This is a genomic window from Brevundimonas vitisensis (genome assembly GCF_016656965.1).
Classification (GTDB): Bacteria; Pseudomonadota; Alphaproteobacteria; order Caulobacterales; family Caulobacteraceae; genus Brevundimonas; species Brevundimonas vitisensis.
The window spans coordinates 2,297,786-2,317,564 of sequence record NZ_CP067977.1; the positions used below are offsets into that span (position 1 = coordinate 2,297,786).

Sequence of the window (19,779 nt, forward strand, 5' to 3'; positions counted from 1 at the left end):
CGGCGGTCGTCGCCCGGAGTGACGGGTGCCGCGCTCGCAGGTTCGGAGCATGAACGGTGACCCAAGCCAAGATCTGTGGCCTGACCACGCCCGAAACCTTGGACGCGGCGCTGGCCCACGGCGCGGCCTTCGTCGGGGCGGTGGTCTTCCCTAGGAGCCCGCGCCACATCCAGCCCCTGCACGGCGCGACCCTGTTCGAACGGGCGCGGGGTCGGGCAGGGATCGTGGCGGTCACCGTTGACGCTGACGATGCTCTGCTGACCGAGATCGCCCTGATCCTGAAGCCGGATTTTATCCAGCTGCATGGGAATGAAACGCCCGAGCGCGGGCAGAAGGTTCGGGCCCTGACGGGTGCCGGGATCATCCGGGCGCTGCCGGTATCGACCGCCGCCGATCTTGAGGCCGCCGCCGACTGGCAGGATGTTGCCGACCACCTGATGTTCGACGCCCGTCCGCCCCAGGGATCGGCTTTGCCGGGCGGGGTGGGGCACGCCTTCGACTGGACGCTGCTGGCCGGGCGGTCCTGGCCGAGGCCCTGGTTCCTGGCCGGTGGTCTGAACCCGGACAATGTAGCGCAGGCGATTTCGCTCACGGGCGCGCCCCTGGTGGACGTGTCCTCTGGCGTCGAAAGCGCGCCCGGTGTTAAGGACGACGGCCGGATCGCGGCCTTCATGGCGGCGGTCAACCGGTCCTGATCTCGCTTCTCCCCGCGCGAAAGTCCTGCCTGTGAACGCCATCCTGCCGAACCAGTACACCATGCCCGATGCGGAGGGCCGGTTCGGTCCATACGGCGGGCGGTTCGTGGCCGAGACCCTCATGCCGCTCGTTCTGGAGCTGAACCAGGCCTATGAGGCCTGCAAGGCGGACCCGACGTTTCAGGCGGAGCTGGACGACTATCTGACCCACTATGTCGGCCGGCCCAGCCCGCTGTATCTGGCCGAGCGGCTGACGGCGCATTACGGGGCAGCCAACATCTGGTTCAAGCGCGACGAGCTGAACCATACCGGCGCGCACAAGATCAACAACTGCATGGGCCAGATCCTGGTCGCCATGCGGATGGGCAAGAAGCGCATCATCGCCGAGACCGGGGCCGGTCAGCATGGTGTGGCGACGGCGACCGTCTGCGCCCGGTTCGGCCTGCAATGCGTCGTTTATATGGGCGCGGCCGATGTTCAGCGTCAGTCGCCGAACGTCTTCCGCATGAAGCTGCTGGGCGCCGAAGTCGTGCCGGTCACCAGCGGCCGCGGCACGCTGAAGGACGCGATGAACGAGGCGATGCGCGACTGGGTCACCAATGTCGCCGACACCTATTATCTGATCGGCACGGCGGCGGGGCCGCACCCCTATCCAGCCATGGTGCGCGATTTCCAGAGCGTGATCGGCCGCGAGACCCGCGTCCAGATGCTGGCCCGGCGCGAAAAGCTGCCCGACGCCTGCGTCGCGGCGATCGGCGGGGGATCCAACGCCATCGGCCTGTTCCATCCCTTCATCGATGATGCCGGTGTGCGTCTGATCGGGGTCGAGGCGGCCGGGCGGGGCCTGGACGGTCCGGACCATGCGGCGTCGCTGCAAGGCGGACGGCCCGGCGTGCTGCACGGCAACCGCACCTATCTGCTGCAGGACGAGGACGGCCAGATCCTGGAGGGGCACTCCATTTCCGCCGGCCTCGACTATCCAGGTATCGGTCCGGAACATGCCTGGCTGAAGGACATCGGCCGTGCCGAATACCGCGCGGCGACGGATGCCGAGGCGCTGGAGGCATTTCAGCTGTGCTCGCGTCAGGAAGGCATCATTCCGGCGCTGGAGCCCAGCCATGCCCTGGCTCGGATCGGCGAGATCGCGGCCGAGGTCGGCACTGGCGGCGACGTCGTGCTGAACATGTGCGGACGGGGAGACAAGGACATCTTCGCCGTCGCCGAACACCTGGGGGTGAAGCTGTGACCACCGCCCGGCTCGATACCTGTTTCGCCCAGACCAACGGCCGGGACGGCAAGGCCGTCTTCGTCGGCTATGTCATGGCCGGAGACCCGGACCTGGAAACGACCTTTCAGATCCTGAAGGACTTCCCGGGCGGCATCATTGAATTGGGTCTGCCCTTCTCCGATCCGATGGCCGAGGGCCCCAGCATCCAGCGTGCGGCCCAGCGGGCCCTGGCGGCCGGAACCACGACGCGCGACGTCCTGGCTCTGGTGCGGCGCCTGCGCGAGGTGAACACCGAAACGCCGGTGGTGCTGATGGGCTATCTCAATCCGATCGAGAGCTATGGCTATGCAGCCTTTGCGGCCGATGCGGCAGAGGCGGGCGTCGACGGCCTGATCGTGGTCGATTGTCCGCCTGAGGAATCGGCTCCGCTGGTCGAGGCGCTGGAAGCCAATCATCTGTCCCTGATCCGCCTGGCCACGCCGACATCCGACGACGCCCGGCTGAAGGTCATCGCCGAGCGGACGTCAGGCTTCATCTATTACGTCTCCGTCGCAGGGGTGACCGGGGTCAAGGAAGCGCAGACCGCCGATGTCGCGCCCGCCGTGACCCGCGTCCGCGCCGCCTCTGGCCTGCCGGTCGCGGTCGGCTTCGGCATCCGCACGCCCGAGCGTGCGGCCGAGATCGCCCGCGTGGCCGATGCGGTGGTGATCGGTTCCGCCTTCGTGGACGAAGTGGCTGCCGCCCTCGAGGCGAACGAAGCGGTGGCCCCGCGCGTTCTGGGTCGGATGCAGCCTCTCGCTGATGCGGTGGCGTTGGCGCGACAGAGCGAAAACGTCTAAAGGCCCGCCATGGTCGACAAGAACAAACCCCAGATCGAGAAGCGCGGCGGTTGGCTCAGCCGCTTTGCGCCCGGCGTCCGCAAGATCGTCAGCCGCCGCGACACACCCGACAACCTGTGGGTCAAGGACCCCGACACCGGCGAGATGCTGTACCGGTCGGACCTGGAAAACAGCCTGTGGGTGACGCCGACCGGGCGTCACATGCGGATCGATGCGCCCACCCGGCTGCGCTACACCTTCGACGGCGGGACCTTCGAGTCCATCGACACCCCGGACGTGCCCGAAGATCCGCTGAAATTCTCGGACGGCAAACCCTACAAGGACCGTCTGGCTGCGGCGCGCAAGGCGGCGGGCCGCAAGGACACCATGGCCATCGGCTTCGGGTCGATCGACGGGACCCAGGCGGTCGCCATCGTCCAGGACTTCAGCTTCATGGGCGGATCGCTGGGCATGGCGGCGGGCGAGGCCTTCATTGCCGCGGCGCGCGAGGCGGTCAGGCGCGGCGTACCTCTGGTCTGTTTCACTGCGGCGGGTGGGGCCCGGATGCAGGAAGGGGCCCTGTCCCTGATGCAGATGGCGCGTACGACCCTGGCCATTCAGGAGCTGAAGGCGGCCCAGCTGCCGTTCGTGGTCGTTTTGACCGACCCGACCACGGGCGGGGTGACGGCCAGCTATGCCATGCTGGGCGATGTGCATCTGGCCGAGCCGGGTGCGCTGATCGGCTTTGCCGGTCCGCGCGTGATCGAGAGCACCATCCGCGAGAAACTGCCCCCCGGCTTCCAGCGCGCCGAGTATCTGCAGGAAAAGGGCATGGTCGATCGCGTCGTGACGCGTGCTGACCTGCCGCGGGTTCTGGGACTTCTCCTGTCCATGCTGATGGGTGGAACCCGGGCCGCGGCATAAAAGGCCGATGGACCCGATCTCCCAGCGGCTGCGGGCCCGACATCCTCAGCGGATCGATCTGTCGCTTGGCCGGATGAGGGCTCTGTGCGCGGCTCTGGGCGACCCGCAGGACCGCCTGCCGCCTGTGATCCATGTCGCAGGGACGAACGGCAAGGGATCAACGGTCGCCTTCCTGCGGGCCATGGCCGAGGCGTCGGGCCTGCGGGTCCATGCCTATACCTCGCCGCATCTGGTGCGGTTCAACGAGCGGATCCGACTGGCGGGCACCCTGATCCAGGATGATGCCCTGACCGCTATACTGGATCGGATCGAGGCGGTGTCCGGAGAGGCGACCGTCTTCGAAAGCACGACGGCCGCTGCCTTCGTGGCGATGTCGGAGACGCCCGCCGACCTAGCCATTGTCGAGGTGGGACTGGGGGGTGTGCTGGACGCCACCAATGTGATTGCCCGGCCTCTGCTGAGCGTCATCACCCCCGTCGACCTCGATCATGCCGAGTTTCTGGGCACCGATCTGGCGACCATTGCCGGTGAGAAGGCCGGCATACTGAAACCCGGTGCTCGGGGCTTGATCGCACGCCAGTCCGAGCCGGCTATGGCGGCGATCGAGGCGGCGGCGGCGCGGGTCCTGGCTCCCCTGACCGTCATGGGAACGGACTTCGATGCCTGGGCGGAGCGGGGCGGTCTGGCCTTTCAGGATCAGGAGCGGTTCCTCGACCTGCCGGCACCCGTTCTGCCCGGCCCACATCAGGTGGCCAACGCCGGTCTGGCGATCGCCGTCGCCCTGGAACTGGACCTGCCCGAGGCCGCCATCGCGAAAGGGCTGACGCGGGCGGTCTGGCCGGCCCGGATGCAGCGCGTGAAGGACGGCCCCTATGGCCGGGCGGCGCGCGCGGCGGATGCGGAGCTTTGGCTGGACGGGGGGCACAATCCGCATGCGGCCCAGGCCCTGGCCCGCACCCTGGAGGAACGACAGACGCGCGCCCCGCGTCCCCTGGCGCTGATCGTCGGGATGCTGGCCAACAAGGACGCGGGCGGTTTCTTCGAGGCATTGAAGACGACGCAGGCCCAGGTCTTCACGGTCGGGTTCGACGGCGCAGCGGCCGAGCCGGCAGCCCTGGCCGCCGTTGCGCGCGGACATGGTCTCGGGGCCGTCGCCGTGGGCTCGGTCCAGGAGGCTCTCGATCGGGCACTGGCACTAGGCGCAGGCCGCGTCGTGATCTGCGGCTCGCTATATCTGGCGGGCGAGGTGCTGGGCGCAGATGCCGTGACCCGGCCGGTCTAGGCTGCCTCGAAGGAAAGGGGCGCACCCCAGAACTGGGCGACCAGTTCGGACTGGGGCCCAGGCTGGCCCGTGGTCAGGAAATCGCGGCGGCCGCTGTTGCCCAGGTCGAACTCGGGATGCCGTTCGAAATAGCGCGCGAGGGAGTCTGACACCGCCTCTGGCTGGTGGATGACCGGCGTTCCGGGCGGCAGGGCCTGGGCAAAGAGGTCGGCGACAATCTCATAGTGGGTGCAACCCAGGATCGCCTTGTCCGGATGGCGGCCGATACGGCGGCGCAGGGCATCGACATGATCGCCGACGACCACCTTCAGCTCATCGGCCGGAGCCCCCAGCTCGATCAGTCCGGCCAGGCCCGGGCAAGGCTCGGAGAAGACCGCCAGGTCCTCGCGCCGCTTGTCGATCTCGATCTCATAGACCCGGCTGATGGCGGTGGCGGCGGTGCAGAAGACGCCGATGACATCGATCGCCTCAACCTTGTCGCCCGCCCGCTCGGCCTCATAGGTCCAGGGCAGGCCGGTAGCCGCCTCGATGGTCGGGACGATGATCCCCAGCACATTGACCGCGCGTCCGCGGCGCTGCCGCTCTGCCGGAATCCAGGTCTGCTGCAAACGGCGCAGCGCAATCGCCGAGGCGGTGTTGCAGGCCAGAACCACCACCGAAGCCCCGGCATCGAACAGCCGCCCGCAGCCCGCGCGCGTCAGATCGACAATGGCCTCGCCCCCCAGGCCGCCATAGGGCGCATGGGCCTGGTCAGCCAAATAGACAAAGTCGCGGTCGGCAAACCGCCGCGTCAATTCGCGGTGAACCGTCAGGCCACCCACGCCGGAGTCGAATACGCCTATCGCCATGCGGGGGCTTTAGCGGCTGCGACCGTTCGCCGTCCATCGCCAAGATCGTGATCCGATTAATGTGACAGACCCCCTCGCCCCGGCGTAAGGTTCGGCAACGCATAAGTTTACGGAGTTTCCAGTATGCACAGACGCCAGTTTTTCGCGGCAGGGGGCAGCCTGATGGTGCTATCGGCCTGTTCCGCTACCGGCATGGACATGGTTGGGGGCACTCCTGTCTCCACCCTGGCGGCCGATGCCGCCGTCGCCCGCGCGGTCCTGCCGGTGCAGTCGCCCCAGGCGGAACTGTTGCAGGTGTGGACCGGCCCCTATGAAGGCGTTCCGCCGTGGGACCGCGTCACGGCCGAGAAGCTGAAGGCGGCGATGCTGGAAGGCATCGAACTGCGCCGCGCTGAATACGCTGCCATTGCTGACAACCCCGAGCCGCCGACCTTCGCCAACACCCTGGTTGCCATGCAGATGGCGGGTGAGCCGATCGGCCGCGCCTTTGCCCTGTTCGGTGTGATGACCGGCAACATCGGCACGCCTGAGTATCAGGCCGTGGCGCGCGAACTGTCGCCGATCCTGTCGGCCGCCGGCGATGAGATCACCTTCAACGAAAAGCTGTTCGCCCGGGTCAAGGCCGTCGCGGATGGTGCCGCAGCCGCTGGCCTGACGGCCGAGCAGACCCGCCTGGCCGAGCGCAGCCGCGACGGCTTTGTGCGCAGCGGTGCCGCCCTGAACCCCACCCAGAAGGCCGAACTGGGCCGCATCAACACCGCCCTGGCCAATGCCTTCACCGCCTTTGGCCAGAAGGTCGTCGCCGACGAGAACGCCTGGACCCACATCACCGATGAAGCGGGTGTGGCCGGGCTGTCGCCGTCGGACAAGGCCGCCGCCGCCGCCGCGGCGCGCAGCCGGAATCTGGAAGGCTGGGCCATTGTGAACACCCGCTCCAGCGTCGATCCCTTCCTGACCCTGGGGTCGGACCGGGCGCAGCGCGAGATCGTGTGGAAGAAGTTCGTCAATCGCGGCGACAACGGCGATGCCAACGACACCAATGCGACCATCGCCGAGATCGTGAAGCTGCGGGACCAGCGCGCCAAGCTGCTGGGCTATGCCAACCATGCCGAACTGCGCATGCAGGACACCATGGCCAAGACGCCGGAAGCGGCGTTCGAGCTGATGAACCGTGTCTGGGCACCGGCCAAGGCCCGTGTCGCCGAGGAAGTGGCGGATATGCGCGCCATCGCCGGTCATGACATCGAGCCGTGGGACTACCTCTTCTATGCCGAGAAGGTGAAGAAGCAGAAGTACGACCTGGATCAGAACGAGCTGAAGCCGTACTTCGAACTGGGCAACGTCAAGCGCGGCGCCTTCTACATGGCCGAGCGCCTGTATGGCTTCACTTTCACGCCGCTGGCGGCCGGGACCGTGCCGGTCTTCCATCCCGACGTCGAGGTGTTCGAGGTCAAGGACAAGGCGACCGGCCGCCACGTCGGCCTGTTCTATTCCGACGACTTCTCGCGCACCGGCAAGCGGTCGGGGGCCTGGGCGACGACCTATCGCAGCTATTCGACCTATGACGGCGTCAAGAACGTGCTGTCGTCGAACAACAACAACTTCACCAAGGCTGAGCCGGGCCAGCCCCTGCTGATCTCGCTGGACGATGCCGAGACCCTGTTCCACGAGTTCGGCCACGCCCTGCATTCGCTGTCGGCGGCCTATACCTATCCGGCCCTGGGCGGCACGCCGCGCGACTATGTGGAATATCCCTCTCAGGTGCACGAGCACTGGGTGCTGAGCCGTCCGATCCTGGACGGCTTCATGAAGCATGTCGAAACCGGCCAGCCCATGCCCCAGTCCCTGGTCGACAAGATCGAGGCGGCCGCCACCTTCAACCAGGGCTATGCGACGGTCAGCTATCTGTCCTCGGCCCTGGTCGACATGGATCTGCACACCCAGGCTACGCCGCCGACCGACATCGACGCCTTCGAGCGCGAAAGCCTGGCCCGCTATGGCATGCCCAAGGAGATCGTGATGCGGCACCGCCTGCCGCAGTTCAATCACCTGTTCACGTCGGACGCCTATTCGGCCGGCTATTACAGCTATCTGTGGTCCGAGGTGATGGACGCCGATACCTGGGCCTATTTCGAAGAGTCGGGTGATGTCTTCAACCCGGACATCGCCGCGCGCTACAAGGCCATCATCCTGGCCGAGGGCAATACGACGGACCGGGCCGAGGCCTATCGCCGCTTCCGCGGTCGCAATCCCGATGTCGCCGCCCTGCTGCGCGTCCGGGGCTTCCCGGTCAGCTAAGTCCTGGCGACAGTGACGAGGGACGAGGCCCGCAGGACGATCGTCCTGCGGGCCTCGTTCGTTTAGCCGCTGTTGCGAAGGCCCGCGGCCACGCCGTTGATGGCCACCAGTATGCCCTCGCGGACGCGGGGGTCGTCGTCCCCGGCCCGGCGGCGGCGGATCAGCTCGATCTGGACGTGGTTCAGCGGCTCGACATAGGGCATGCGCATGCGGATCAGGCGATCCAGCTCCGGCTGGCCGGCCAGCAGTTCGGTCTGGTCGGTGATGGTCAGGACAGCATCGCGGGTGCGGGTCCACTCGGACTGGATCTCGCCGAAGATCCGCTCTGCCAGCGCCTTGTCCGGCACCAGGTCGGCATAGCGGCGGGCGATGCTCATGTCCGACTTAGCCAGGATCATCTCCATGTTCTGGACCAGGGTGCGGAAGAAAGGCCAGTCGCGGGCCATGGTCTTCAGCTCACCCAGGTCTGCGCCCTGGATGGCGGAGCCGAAGCCGAACCAGCCGGGAAGCATGACCCGCGACTGCGACCAGCTGAACACCCAGGGGATCGCCCGCAGATCCTCGATGGCGGTCGAGGCGGTGCGCGAGGCCGGACGCGATCCGATCTTAAGCTCGGCCAGTTCGGCAATCGGCGTGGCGGCCCGGAAATAGTCCACGAAGCCCGGCGTCTCATAAACCAGGGCGCGATAGGCGGCCATGGAGGCAGAGGACAGGGCCGAGGCGGTGGCACCGTGTCTTTCCGTAAGGCTTTCGTCACGAGCGGGGGCCAGCGAGGCCAGGAGGACGCCGCACGTCAGGGCGTCCAGATTCCGCCTGGCCACATCGGGCTCGCCGTATTTGTTGGCGATGACCTCGCCCTGTTCGGTGATGCGGATTCGGCCTGCGACCGTGCCCTGGGGCTGGGCCACAATGCCGGCGAAGCTGGAGCCGCCGCCCCGCCCGACCGCGCCGCCGCGTCCGTGGAACAGCTGCAGGCGCAGCCCCGCCTTTTCGGTGACCGCCAGCAAGGCGCGCGACGCCTCGTGCAGTTCCCAGGTCGAGGTCAGATAGGAGCCGTCCTTGTTGCTGTCGGAATAGCCGATCATCACTTCCTGCACGCCGCGGGCCTTGGCCACCGCCAGGGCCGACGGGTCGGCCAGCAGCCGCTCCAGCGTCGGACGGGCGGCACGCAGGTCATCAATGGTCTCGAACAGGGGCGCGGCCTGGATCGGACAGGCAGCCGGGTTCTCGGGCCGATAAAGTCCGACCTCCTTCAGCAGAAGATAGACCTCCAGCAGGTCCGAGGCCGCATCGGTCTTGGACACGATATGGGTGCGGATCGCCTGTGGTCCGAACCGCTCCAGCGCCTGGGCGGCGGCTTCCAGGATGCGGCGTTCCTTCAGCGTCTCTTCGGCATAGTCGGCATAGGGGCTGAACAGCAGACGGCCCGAGGCCAGTTCGGCGGAGAGCAGGGCAATGCGCGCCTCCTCGTCCAGACCGGCGTAATCGGCCTCGACCCCCGCCACCTTCAGCAGATCGGCGACCACGCGCTCATGGACGTCCGAGTTCTGGCGCAGATCCAGCGTCGCCATGTGGAAGCCGAAGATGTCCAGAGCGGTGATCAGCCGGGTCAGGCTGTCGTCGGCGAAGACGGCCCCATGGCTGGCCACCAGACTGTCGTGCAGGATGGCCAGCTCTGCGCGGAACCCGTCCGGGCCGTCATAGGGCGCGGCCTCATAGCGGGCCGGACGGGGCGCGGCCAGGCCGGTCAGGCGGACGTGGGTGGCGGCCAGCCGCGAATAGATTTCGGTCAGGGCCCGACGATACGGCTCGTCGGTTCGATGGGGCGATCCATCCTCGGACGCTCCGGCCAGCCGCGCCAGCTCGGGCGTGACACGGGCCAGGGTCCCCGACAGGCTGAGCTCCGCCCCCAGGGCATGCACCTCGTCCAGATAGAAGCGCATGACCGCGCGCGCAGACGTCGCCATGGCCGCCGTCAGGGTCGTGCCGTCCACATTGGGATTGCCGTCCCGGTCGCCGCCGACCCAGGCCCCGATCCGCAGGAAGGGCTTGAGATCGGGCGCGTCCAGCCGTTTGCGCCAGTCTGCCAACTGGTCCGGCGCAACCCGCAGAAAGACGCGCTCCAGGAAGGAGACCACGGTGTCGATCTCGTCCTGCACCACCAGGCCGCTCATCCGCACCAGCCGCGTGGCCCACAGGATCACCGTCTGACGCCGCAAGCCGTTGGTCAGGACCTCGGGCGCGCAGCTCAGCGCGTCGCGGTCGCAGGCATCCAGCAGGGCCGAGACCGCAGCGATCCGGTCCAGCACACTCTTGCGGCGGACTTCCGACGGGTGGGCGGTCAGGACCGGCGAGATCAGCGCGTCCGACAACAGGTCGCGGGCATCCTGCGGCGTGCGACCGGCCTGGGCCAGTCGGGCCAAGGCGCCTTCGGGCGTATCGGCCCGAGCCGCTTCGCCCGATTGGGCTGACCGTGTTTGCGTTTGGGCCCGCCGCTTGCCCGCGCGGTCCTCTGCGACATTGGCCAGAAGAGAGAAGACGGCGAACCCGTGCGCCAGTCCGACCGCCTCGTCCAGGCTCAGATCCGCCAGCAGGGCCTCCAGCCGTGAGGCATCCTTGGACGCCGGGTCGCGGTGATAGGCGACGGACGCCTGCCGCACCGCCTCGACGCGGTCGTAGAGGACCTGTCCCCCTTCGTCGCGGATGACCTCGCCCAGTAGGCCGCCCAGCAGGCGCACCTCGTCTCGCATACGGTCGTCGGCGGCAGGGGACATGGCGTATCTCGCAGCGGGGAGGCTGAATGAGCGAACACAGTGATCGATTGTGCGATGCCGCGCGACCCGTGGAACGCGATTTGATGACGCCAGGTATCGGCGGTGGCCGACGCGGAGGGGTCAACTTGCCTTCTGGCCGCTTTTCCCGCATAAGCCGCCGCTTCCGGCGCAAGTGAACCTCGCGTCTCCACCATCACGACCCCCGTTTCGACGGGACGAGGATGGCGAGAACCCTCTGCCGACGTGATCGTCGCCAGGGGCCGTTGTCGTATGGAGCCGCCTCACCCGCCCAGATGAGGTGTTCATGTTCGAGGCTCTGAACGAGCGACTGACAGGCGTTTTCGACCGGATCACCGGGCGCGGAGCCCTGTCCGAAAAGGACGTCACCGAGGCGATGCGCGAAGTGCGCGTGGCCCTGCTGGAGGCGGACGTCGCCCTGCCGGTGGTCAAGGACTTCATCGCCTTCGCCACCGAGCGTGCCACGGGCGAAGATGTCATCCGCTCGGTCCGGCCCGCCGATCAGGTCATCAAGATCGTCTATGACGGTCTGGTCGAGATGCTGGGCGGCGAAGAGCCGACGCCGATCAACCTGAATGCTACCCCGCCCGCCGTCATCCTGATGGCCGGCCTGCAGGGGTCCGGCAAGACGACGACCTCGGCCAAGCTGGCGCTGCGCCTGACCAAGTTCGATCGCAAGAAGGTCATGATGGCCTCGCTGGACACGCGCCGTCCGGCCGCGATGGAACAGCTGGCCACCCTGGGCAAGCAGATCGAGGTCGCCACCCTGCCGATCGTGGCGGGCGAGAGCGCGGTGCAGATCGCCAAACGCGCCCTGACCTCGGCCAAGCTGCAGGGCTTCGACGTCCTGATCCTGGATACCGCCGGGCGCATCACCCTGGACGAGGCCCTGATGGCCGAGGTGGCCGAGGTCGCGCGGGTGGCCAATCCGGTCGAGACCCTGCTGGTCGCCGACAGCCTGACCGGTCAGGACGCCGTGCGCACGGCCAAGGCCTTCCACGAACGTCTGCCCCTGACCGGCCTGGTCCTGACCCGCGCGGACGGCGACGGGCGCGGCGGGGCGATGCTGTCGATGCGGGCCGTGACCGGCCTGCCGATCAAATACATGGGTGCCGGCGAAAAGGTCGATCAGCTGGACGTCTTCGACGCCCGCCGCGTCGCCGGTCGCATCCTGGGTCAGGGGGACATCGTCGCCCTGGTGGAAAAAGCCAGCCAGGAGCTGGATGCTTCCAAGGCCGAGGCCATGGCCCGGAAGCTGGCCAAGGGGCAGTTCGACCTGAACGACCTGGCAGCCCAGCTGCAGCAGATGAAGCGGATGGGCGGGCTTCAGGGCATCATGGGCATGCTGCCCGGCGTGGCCAAGATGAAGGCCCAGATGGCCGACAACAACGTCAACGACAAGCTGATCTCCCGGCAGGAAGCCATCATCAGCTCCATGACCAAGGCCGAGCGCAAGAAGCCGGACCTGCTGAACGCCAGCCGCAAGAAGCGTATCGCGGCAGGTGCTGGGGTGGATGTGCAGGACATCAACCGGCTGCTGAAGCAGCACCGCCAGATGGCCGATATGGTCAAGTCCCTGTCCAAGGGCGGACCGCGCAAGATGCAGCAGATGGCCGCCATGATGGGCGGCCTGGGCGGTGGCATGGGAGGCGGCCCGGACATGGCCCGCCTCAAGGCCCTGGGGGGCGGCAAGATGCCTGAGCCCAGCGCCGACGAATTGAAAGCGATCCAGGAGCGCCTGTCGGGCCTGGGTGGCGGACAACTTCCGGGAGGCCTTCCAGGTTTGCCCGGCTTTCCAACCAAGAAGAACTGACTTCGATTCCCTAGAAAGAGACTGAAATGCTGAAGATTCGTCTGGCCCGCGGTGGCTCCAAGAAGCGCCCCTACTACTACGTCGTCGTCGCCGACTCGCATGCGCCCCGGGACGGCAAGTTCCTGGAGCGCGTCGGTACCTACAACCCGATGCTGCCCAAGGACGGTGACAAGCCCCGCGTGACCCTGAAGGCCGACCGGATCTCGGAATGGCTCGGCAAGGGCGCCCAGCCGACCGACCGCGTCGCGCGCTTCATCAGCGAGAGCCAGGACGAAGCCCTGGTCGGCAAGGTCAAGTGGGCCGCCGGTCAGAACCTGAAGAAGGGCGAGCCGGGCAAGAAGGCGCAGGAACGTGCCGCTGAGCGCGCGCAGCGCGAAGCCGATCGTCTGGAAGCCGAAGCCGCCGCCAAGATCGAAGCTGCCGAGGCCGCTGCCCGCGCCAAGGAAGAGGCCGCTGCCGCCGCTGAAGCGGCTGCCAACGCCCCGGCCCCGGAAGCCGCTGCCGAGGAAGCCCCGGCTGCCGAGGCCGCCGAGGAAGACAAGACCGAGGCCTGATTTCCTGCGGAAATCGTCTAAGGAGGGCGGTGCCGGATGCCGGCATCGCCCTTCGTCGCGTCTGGAGATGAGATGACCAGCAATCCCTTGATCCTCGTCGCTCAGGTCGCCGGGGGATTTGGCGTAAAGGGCGAGGTACGGGTCACGGCCTGGACCGCCGATCCCATGGCCTTGTTGAGCTATGGGCCGCTGTTGCGGGCGGATGGATCGGTCGGCCTGACCTTGACGTCGGGCCGTGCCGAAAAGTCAGCGGTCGTCGGCCGGGCCAAGGAAATCGCTACCAAGGAACAGGCCGACGCCCTGCGCGGACTGAAGCTGTATGTGCCGCGCGATCGCTTTCCCCCGGCGGATGAGGACGAATTCTATCTGGCCGATCTGGTGGGGCTGGAAGCCCGCGATCCGGCCGATACCGTCATCGGTCGGGTCAAGTCGGTGCAGAATTTCGGGGCCGGCGACATGCTCGAGATCGCGCCCGCGGCGGGGGGGCAGACCTGGTTTCTGCCGTTCACGCGCGATGCCGCACCCGAGATCAAGCCCGACGAGGGCTGGCTGAGGGCGGTCCGTCCGGTCGAGGTCGGCGAGCGCGAACCGGATCAGTAGAAGGTCGTGTCGTCCTGCTTTTCGGCCTTGGGCGCGGCGCGCGGCTGGGCCGGTTCGGTCGGACGTGTCGGGGTCGGAGCCGTGGGTGCCGGAACCGTGCCCTCTGCCGGCGGAATGGTCGGCAAGTTGGGATAGGGCAGGCTGCCATCCGGGCCGATGTCGGGGCTGATCGCCTCGGGCATCGGCGGGGTTTCGCCCGGTACGCCCTGGGCACCGACCGAGTCGGGCGCACCCAGGTCGTCACGGATAAAGGCCCAGGACCGAGAGTCCGAACAGGCGCAAGCCTTGAGGAAGCCTTCACGGTCGCGCCAGATGATCAGCGGATAGCGGGTCTGAAGCCCCGCGCCGCCCAGCAGTTCGGACAGCCGGTCGACGAACTGGCGGCTGGCATCGACCACCGCCGAGCGGGCCAGGTTGTTGTCGGCCTGGGGAATGCCCGCCGCCGTCCAGGCGCTGGCCGGGGTGGCGGTCCAGCGCTGATACAGGCCCCAGTCGCGGCTGAGCCACAGCTCGGCCACGGTGGTGCGTTCGGCGGCGGTGGACTGCGGGGCTCCCTCGCGGTCCGGGCGGGCGAACAATATGAAGCGGGCCTCGACCCCACCGGCGCGCAGCTTGGCGACTTCCTCGCGCTCATAGCGGGCCATGGCGGCACTGTCGCGGTAGCCGACGATATAGAGGGGCTCACCGCCGCCTCCGCCCGAGACCCAGGAGGCCTCGTCCAGCAGGGCCTGAATCTCGGCCTGGTTTTCGGTGATCACGACCGGCTGGAACCGCGCGTGGAAATTCCAGTAGGCCCAGTAGCCACCGCCCGCCAGCAGCAGGCCGATCAGGGCCGCCAGGGCCGACCACACAAAAAACCGCCGCATCGTCACGCACGCTCCAGCTTCACCGCTCGGACAGGTTAACGCATATCACCGAAAGGTGTCGCGCCTAACAGGCACCTGTGCGGCCGGTGATGATGGTTTTCGCAACAGCGTGGCTCTGAGGTCGTCACTACCCCCGCGCTCAAGCAGGCCGAAGGCCGGTAGCGCCGCCAACTCCGCGCTCAAGCAGGCCGAAGGCCGGTAGCGCCGCCAACTCCGCGCTCAAGCAGGCTGAAGGCCGGTAGCGCCCCGACCCCTATCTGCCCGGACGTTGCGTCATCGCAGAGGCCGGGGCCAGTTGCAGGCCGCGTGCATCCAGGCCTGCGGTCCAGCGGGCTACGGCTTCGACGGTGACGGGATAGCTGAAGCCCATGCCCAGGGCAGAACCCCGCTGTTTGGCGGCGGCCTCGACGGCGTTCAGCTGGCCCATGATGGCGGCGGGGTTCTGGGTCTCGTCGATCACGCGGTCGGCGCTGGCGCGGGCCCAGGCACCGGGGCGGCGACGTGCCGTGCCGTCGTCCAGAAAGGCCAGGCCCCGCTGGCGCAGCACGCCCATGAAGGTGCCCATGCCCGCCTCTGAGGTGACGAAACGGTCGCCCAGATAGTTGGTCACGGCGAAATAGCCCGTCGCCCGGCCCAGGATCCATGACAGGCGGGACTGGATATCGTCCGCATCGCCCGATGCCAGCAGCGTATAGGGGCCAGGATCCGTCGCCGGATAGCCGGTGGGCTCCATCGGGATTTCCAGCATCACCTCATGACCATGGGCGCGCGCCAGGTCGATCCAGCCCTGAAGCCCCTCGGCATAGGGGACGAAGCTGAGGGTCACCTCGGCTGGCAGCCGCTCGATCGCCGCGCGGGTGGTGACGGCATTCAGCCCCAGCCCTCCGACCACCACCGCCACCATCGGCTTGCCGTTCGACCGGAAGGGCCGGGCATAGGCCTGGGCCGGGACGCGGCCATCAGCGGCGATCACCGGCAGGGGACCGTTCGGTCCGGGTTGGCTGAGCCCCGCGATCGGCGCCTGGACCAGAGGATTGGAGGGGGCACGAACAGGGGCCGTGATCGGTGCACCGGAGCCTGAGACGCTGGCACCATCGGGCAGGGTGATGACGGAGTCGCCCAAGGGTGCGCCGTCCGGCCCGACCGGGGTGCCCGCCAGATCCTGATAGACCCCCATGGCCCCAAAGGAGAAGACTTCCTGGGCGGTCGGTACCGGAGCAGCCGCCGGGGCGGAGCGCTCCAGAGAGACACGGGCGGACGGGGCACCGGCGCGGGGATCGCCGAGGACTGCGATGAACAGGCCCCCGGCGGCCAACAGCAGCAGGCCTGCGCCGGCCACAGCGACCGGAGGACGTTTGAGGAAGGCCAGGATCGGCGCGGCCGTCTCGGCCAGGCTGCGGCGGGCGGGCGGAGCCCCGGCGGCGGCGGCGAGGGCGGACTGACGTTTGGCGAACATGGACACGAGCGACGCTGAATCCCGAAGGACCGCAGGGGCGGCCCTCTCTCGGGTTTCAGTTTGCCCGTCTGCGGTTAAGAAACCCTAACGCCGGATTCACCATGACCCAAGCGGGACAGGACGTTCGCGGCAAAGTCCGACAGGGTGTCGTCCCGTGCGCCCATGACGATGATCCGGTCTCCCGGCCGCGCCATCTGAACCAGTCGGTCGCCGCAGGCCGCGCGATCGGCCAGGGCCTCGGCCGACCGGCCGGCCCCGCGAACGCCGTCCACAATGTCCTGGGATCCGATGCTGCGGTCGGTTGTGCCGCCCTGATAGACGGGCTCAGGCATCAGCAGCACGTCCTCTGGCCGCATCAGCCCGGCAAAGCCGTCGATGAATTCCTGACGCATCAGCCGCAGCGGACCGAAACCGTGCGGCTGGAACAGGATCAGCAGGCGGCCGGGGAAGGCGTGCAGGGTCTTCAGCGAGGCGGCGATCTTGTCCGGGTTGTGAGCGAAGTCGTCGATGACGGTGACGCCGTTCGCCGTGCCGACCACCTCCATCCGGCGACGGATGCCAGCAAAGGATTCCAGGGCCGCGACCGCCTGATCCAGCGGCACGCCCAGGGCGTGGACGGCCCCCAAGGCGGCCAGGGCATTGGCGACGTTGTGGGCGCCGGGGACGTTCAGCACCACCTTCTGCGCGGGACCGCCGCCTTGCGCGATGAGCTCGAACCGCATGCCGGTCGGCAGGGGGGCCAGATTGTGGGCTGACAGGTCTGCCCCCTCATCGCCCAGCGAAAAGGTCACGACCTGCCCCGGTGACAGGGCCTGGGACAGGGCGGCCGTCTCGGGGTTGTCGAGGTTCAGCACGGCCGTCTGGGCCCTGCGGGTAAAGCCGCCGAACAGGTCGCGCAGCTCCTCCATAGACTTGTGGTCCAGCGAGATGTTGGAGACCACCGCCACGGTGGGGTCATAGCGCGCGATCGAGCCGTCGCTCTCGTCTACCTCAGACACGAACAGGTCCGGCTGCCCGATCAGGGCGCTGGCAAAGGGCTGGTCCGCGCTCATGAAGTTGCGCATGACCGCCCCGTTCATCACCGTCGGGGCTCGACCCGCCTGGTGCAGGATCCAGGCGATCATGCCGGTGATGGTCGATTTCCCGCTGGTCCCTGCAACTCCGATCGAGGTGGGCGAGGCATTGAACAGCTGGCTGAGCAGCTGCGGCCGCGTCATGATCGTGGCCCCGACCGAGCGGGCGGCGGCGATATCGGGCACGGTGTCCTCGACCGCGCCGGAGGCGACCACGATCTGGTCTTGCCGTGTGACGCCCGAGCCGTCCTGGGGCGACAGGGTAACCCCATGAGACGCAAGCCAGGCGAACTTCTCAGGTGATCGTCCCTGATCGCGCGACCGGTCGGACCCGGCGATCGCGGCACCGCGTGCCTGGACGATCAGAGCCAGGGGCAACATACCCGAACCGCCGATGCCGCAGAAGAAATAGGAAGCGTCTTGATTCATCAGGGCGAAACCGGGGAGTGTGATTTCAGCCTGACTAGCACGGGCGCAGCCGGAGGCCAGCCGTCAGCATGAAGATCGGTGTCGTCGCCGCCTCGTCGCGTTTCCCGCGTGACCTCGCCGACCGGCTGATGGCCCAGGTCGCCGCCAGGGGTGACGGGATCGAGGTCGTGTTCCACCCCGACAGCTTTCTGGAGCACGGCCATTTCGCGGGCGAGGATGCGGTGCGGGCAAGGGCCGTTCTGGACTTCGCCAACGACCCGGGCCTCGATGCCGTCTGGTTCGGGCGCGGGGGCTATGGTGCGTGCCGTATCGCCGAGGCGGTGATGGCAGGCGTCACCCCGGCGGCGCGGGACAAGATCTATCTGGGCTATTCCGACGCGGGCAGCCTTCTGGCGGGCTTTTACCGGATGGGTTTTCCGCGGCTGGCGCACGGTCCGATGGTCGGCGACCTGAACCGGGAGGGCGGCGCGGCGGCGATCGAACGGGCGCTGGATTGGCTGGCGACCGGCACGGCATCGGCGCTGGACCCGAACTTGGACGACCGCCCGACCGTGGCCTTCAACATCACCATATTGAGCGCCCTGCTGGGCACGGCGCTGGAGCCGGACCTGAGCGATCACGTCGTGCTGCTGGAAGATGTGTCCGAGCCGCTCTATCGACTGGACCGAACCCTTTTTCACATCACCAGCCAGCCCGCGATGCGCAGGATCGCCGGGTTTCGTCTGGGACGGGTATCCGACATCGTTCCCAATGATCCCGACTTTGGCCAGACACCGGAACAGATCGTTCGCGACTGGTGCGACCGCTCCGGCATCGCCTTTCTGGGGTCCGCCGACATCGGCCATGATGCGGGCAACAAGATCGTCCCCTTCGGTCGACGCAGAGTGGCTTCGAAGCCACGGTGACCGGCATTCGCGTCACACCCCTATCGACAAGACGCTGTTCTCCCGGCCAGATGTCGCTCGGTCGGCGGGCGGAGCCCCCGATCACGGACTCGCGGACGATGGGGGCATTGTCTCCGCGACGAGGGTCCGTCCGGCGTCGGGGGGCGTTGGACGGACCCCCAGCCGTTTTTCTTGTGCAACTGCGACTGCCGGACCCATGGCGTGCGGGCCTTGGCCGGTCCATCTGTAATCCATGAACCGTCGTAGCCTCCTGATCCGGCTGGGATTGATCGCCGGCGGCGTGGGTGCCGGCTGGTGGCTGAAGGACAATGTCCTGTGGCGGGGGCCAGACCTGCGCTTCGGCACCGATGGCTCGACCGGCTGGATGCCGTTCGCGACGGATCGCACCCTGACGCCGACCATCGACCTGATGCTGGACGGACGGCCGATACGCGCCTTGGTCGATAGCGGTGCCCAGTATTCGGTAATCGATCGCGCGGCCTTTGCAGCTCTGGGGCGTGAGCCGGGTTTTGACATGCCTCTGGTGGCTTACGGGCTGGGCGGACAGCCGCAGCTGGGCCGAGGGGCGACATTGGATCTGGCCCTGCCGGGACTGACGGTTTCGGGCCTGCGCACCGCGATCCTGGACCTGGGCCCCCTGGCCGCTGCTGAAGGTCTCTCGACACCGCTGATCCTGGGGCGGGATCTGTTGGAGGCCCTGATCCTCGACATCGATGTCGCGGGACGGCGGCTGCGGCTGGTTTCGAGCGACACCCATGTCCTGCCGCCCCAGGTGTCATCGGTGCCGGTCCGGCGGGTCAGCGGGGCCCTGATGGCCGAGATGACGGTGGAGGGCGCGGTGATCGAGGCCCTGGTCGATACCGGTGCCTCTTCGCTTCTGGCGCTGGGGCGGGAAACAGCCTCGGCGGCGGGCTTGCTGGACGGGCGGCCCCAGCAGGCGGGGTCCAGTCTGGTGCTCGGCGGTTCCCTCTCGGCCCAGGTGGTGGAGGCCCGCACCGTCACCCTGGGTGACCAGATCTATCGCGGCGTCAGCACGGCCATCTTCGAAGACGTGCGCGCGCCCGGCTTTCCCAAGGCTCTGCTGGGCATGGGGGCCTTTGAAGGGCGTCGGATGGTCCTGGACCTGGGCGGCGGGACCCTGCATGTCTCGACGGTGATCGAGGTGTCGGTCGAACCGCGTCGGCGGCGGCGCGGCTGA

16 protein-coding genes are annotated in these 19,779 nt (G+C 67.9%); 11 read left to right on the forward strand and 5 right to left on the reverse strand.

The genetic code is table 11. The features are described from left to right. Positions 1-56: 56 nt before the first annotated feature. From JIP62_RS11720 to JIP62_RS11740, 5 genes are all read left to right on the forward strand, one after another. A complete protein-coding gene (locus JIP62_RS11720) occupies positions 57-695 on the forward strand; it encodes a phosphoribosylanthranilate isomerase (protein ID WP_201102358.1) in 639 nt (212 codons plus the stop codon). Between the two features lie 61 nt (positions 696-756). Then, the gene (gene trpB, locus JIP62_RS11725; RefSeq protein ID WP_407932735.1) at positions 757-1,941 is read left to right on the forward strand and encodes a tryptophan synthase subunit beta; all 1,185 of its coding nucleotides are present in this window, start codon (positions 757-759) and stop codon (positions 1,939-1,941) included. After that, positions 1,938-2,762 carry a tryptophan synthase subunit alpha gene (gene trpA / locus JIP62_RS11730; RefSeq protein WP_201102360.1) on the forward strand — a complete coding sequence of 275 codons (825 nt, stop codon included), beginning with the start codon at positions 1,938-1,940 and terminating at the stop codon, positions 2,760-2,762. The genes trpB and trpA overlap by 4 nt, the downstream gene beginning before the upstream one ends. 9 nt (positions 2,763-2,771) lie before the next feature. After that, complete coding sequence (locus JIP62_RS11735) at positions 2,772-3,665, forward strand: acetyl-CoA carboxylase carboxyltransferase subunit beta (RefSeq protein WP_201102361.1); 894 nt, start codon at positions 2,772-2,774, stop codon at positions 3,663-3,665. A 7-nt stretch (positions 3,666-3,672) separates the two neighbouring features. After that, entirely contained in the window at positions 3,673-4,947 is a 1,275-nt protein-coding gene (locus JIP62_RS11740) for a bifunctional folylpolyglutamate synthase/dihydrofolate synthase (RefSeq protein WP_201102362.1), read from the forward strand. On the opposite strand, the gene JIP62_RS11745 is transcribed toward JIP62_RS11740, so the two are convergent. Continuing rightward, complete coding sequence (locus JIP62_RS11745) at positions 4,944-5,795, reverse strand: glutamate racemase (RefSeq protein ID WP_201102363.1); 852 nt, start codon at positions 5,793-5,795, stop codon at positions 4,944-4,946. The genes JIP62_RS11740 and JIP62_RS11745 overlap by 4 nt on opposite strands. 123 nt (positions 5,796-5,918) lie before the next feature. On the opposite strand from JIP62_RS11745, the gene JIP62_RS11750 reads away from it, so the two are divergent. Further along, a complete protein-coding gene (locus tag JIP62_RS11750; RefSeq protein ID WP_201102364.1) occupies positions 5,919-8,093 on the forward strand; it encodes a M3 family metallopeptidase in 2,175 nt (724 codons plus the stop codon). Between the two features lie 62 nt (positions 8,094-8,155). On the opposite strand, the gene ppc is transcribed toward JIP62_RS11750, so the two are convergent. After that, positions 8,156-10,867 carry a phosphoenolpyruvate carboxylase gene (ppc, locus tag JIP62_RS11755; RefSeq protein WP_201102365.1) on the reverse strand — a complete coding sequence of 904 codons (2,712 nt, stop codon included), beginning with the start codon at positions 10,865-10,867 and terminating at the stop codon, positions 8,156-8,158. Between the two features lie 304 nt (positions 10,868-11,171). Between ppc and ffh the strand changes: the two genes are divergently transcribed. The 3 genes from ffh (at position 11,172) to rimM (ending at position 13,852) form a co-directional block, all read left to right on the forward strand. Then, positions 11,172-12,698 carry a signal recognition particle protein gene (gene ffh / locus JIP62_RS11760; protein WP_201102366.1) on the forward strand — a complete coding sequence of 509 codons (1,527 nt, stop codon included), beginning with the start codon at positions 11,172-11,174 and terminating at the stop codon, positions 12,696-12,698. A 26-nt stretch (positions 12,699-12,724) separates the two neighbouring features. After that, positions 12,725-13,252 (forward strand): 30S ribosomal protein S16, encoded by a 528-nt coding sequence (rpsP, locus tag JIP62_RS11765; protein ID WP_201102367.1) that lies wholly within the window; start codon positions 12,725-12,727, stop codon positions 13,250-13,252. Between the two features lie 72 nt (positions 13,253-13,324). Continuing rightward, on the forward strand, positions 13,325-13,852 hold the full coding sequence (gene rimM / locus JIP62_RS11770; RefSeq protein WP_201102368.1) for a ribosome maturation factor RimM: 528 nt from the start codon (positions 13,325-13,327) through the stop codon (positions 13,850-13,852). On the opposite strand, the gene JIP62_RS11775 is transcribed toward rimM, so the two are convergent. From JIP62_RS11775 to JIP62_RS11785, 3 genes are all read right to left on the reverse strand, one after another. After that, entirely contained in the window at positions 13,846-14,718 is an 873-nt protein-coding gene (locus JIP62_RS11775; RefSeq protein ID WP_201102369.1) for a hypothetical protein, read from the reverse strand. The genes rimM and JIP62_RS11775 overlap by 7 nt on opposite strands. A 253-nt stretch (positions 14,719-14,971) precedes the next feature. Next, positions 14,972-16,174, reverse strand: coding sequence for a divergent polysaccharide deacetylase family protein (locus tag JIP62_RS11780; RefSeq protein WP_201102370.1), 1,203 nt, complete (start codon positions 16,172-16,174; stop codon positions 14,972-14,974). Between the two features lie 74 nt (positions 16,175-16,248). Further along, complete coding sequence (locus tag JIP62_RS11785) at positions 16,249-17,676, reverse strand: UDP-N-acetylmuramate--L-alanine ligase (protein ID WP_201102371.1); 1,428 nt, start codon at positions 17,674-17,676, stop codon at positions 16,249-16,251. 68 nt (positions 17,677-17,744) lie between these two features. Between JIP62_RS11785 and JIP62_RS11790 the strand changes: the two genes are divergently transcribed. Then, positions 17,745-18,581: an LD-carboxypeptidase gene (locus tag JIP62_RS11790; RefSeq protein WP_201102372.1), complete on the forward strand. Its 837-nt coding sequence runs from the start codon at positions 17,745-17,747 to the stop codon at positions 18,579-18,581. A gap of 232 nt (positions 18,582-18,813) precedes the next feature. Beyond that, positions 18,814-19,779 carry a retropepsin-like aspartic protease gene (locus JIP62_RS11795; RefSeq protein ID WP_201102373.1) on the forward strand — a complete coding sequence of 322 codons (966 nt, stop codon included), beginning with the start codon at positions 18,814-18,816 and terminating at the stop codon, positions 19,777-19,779.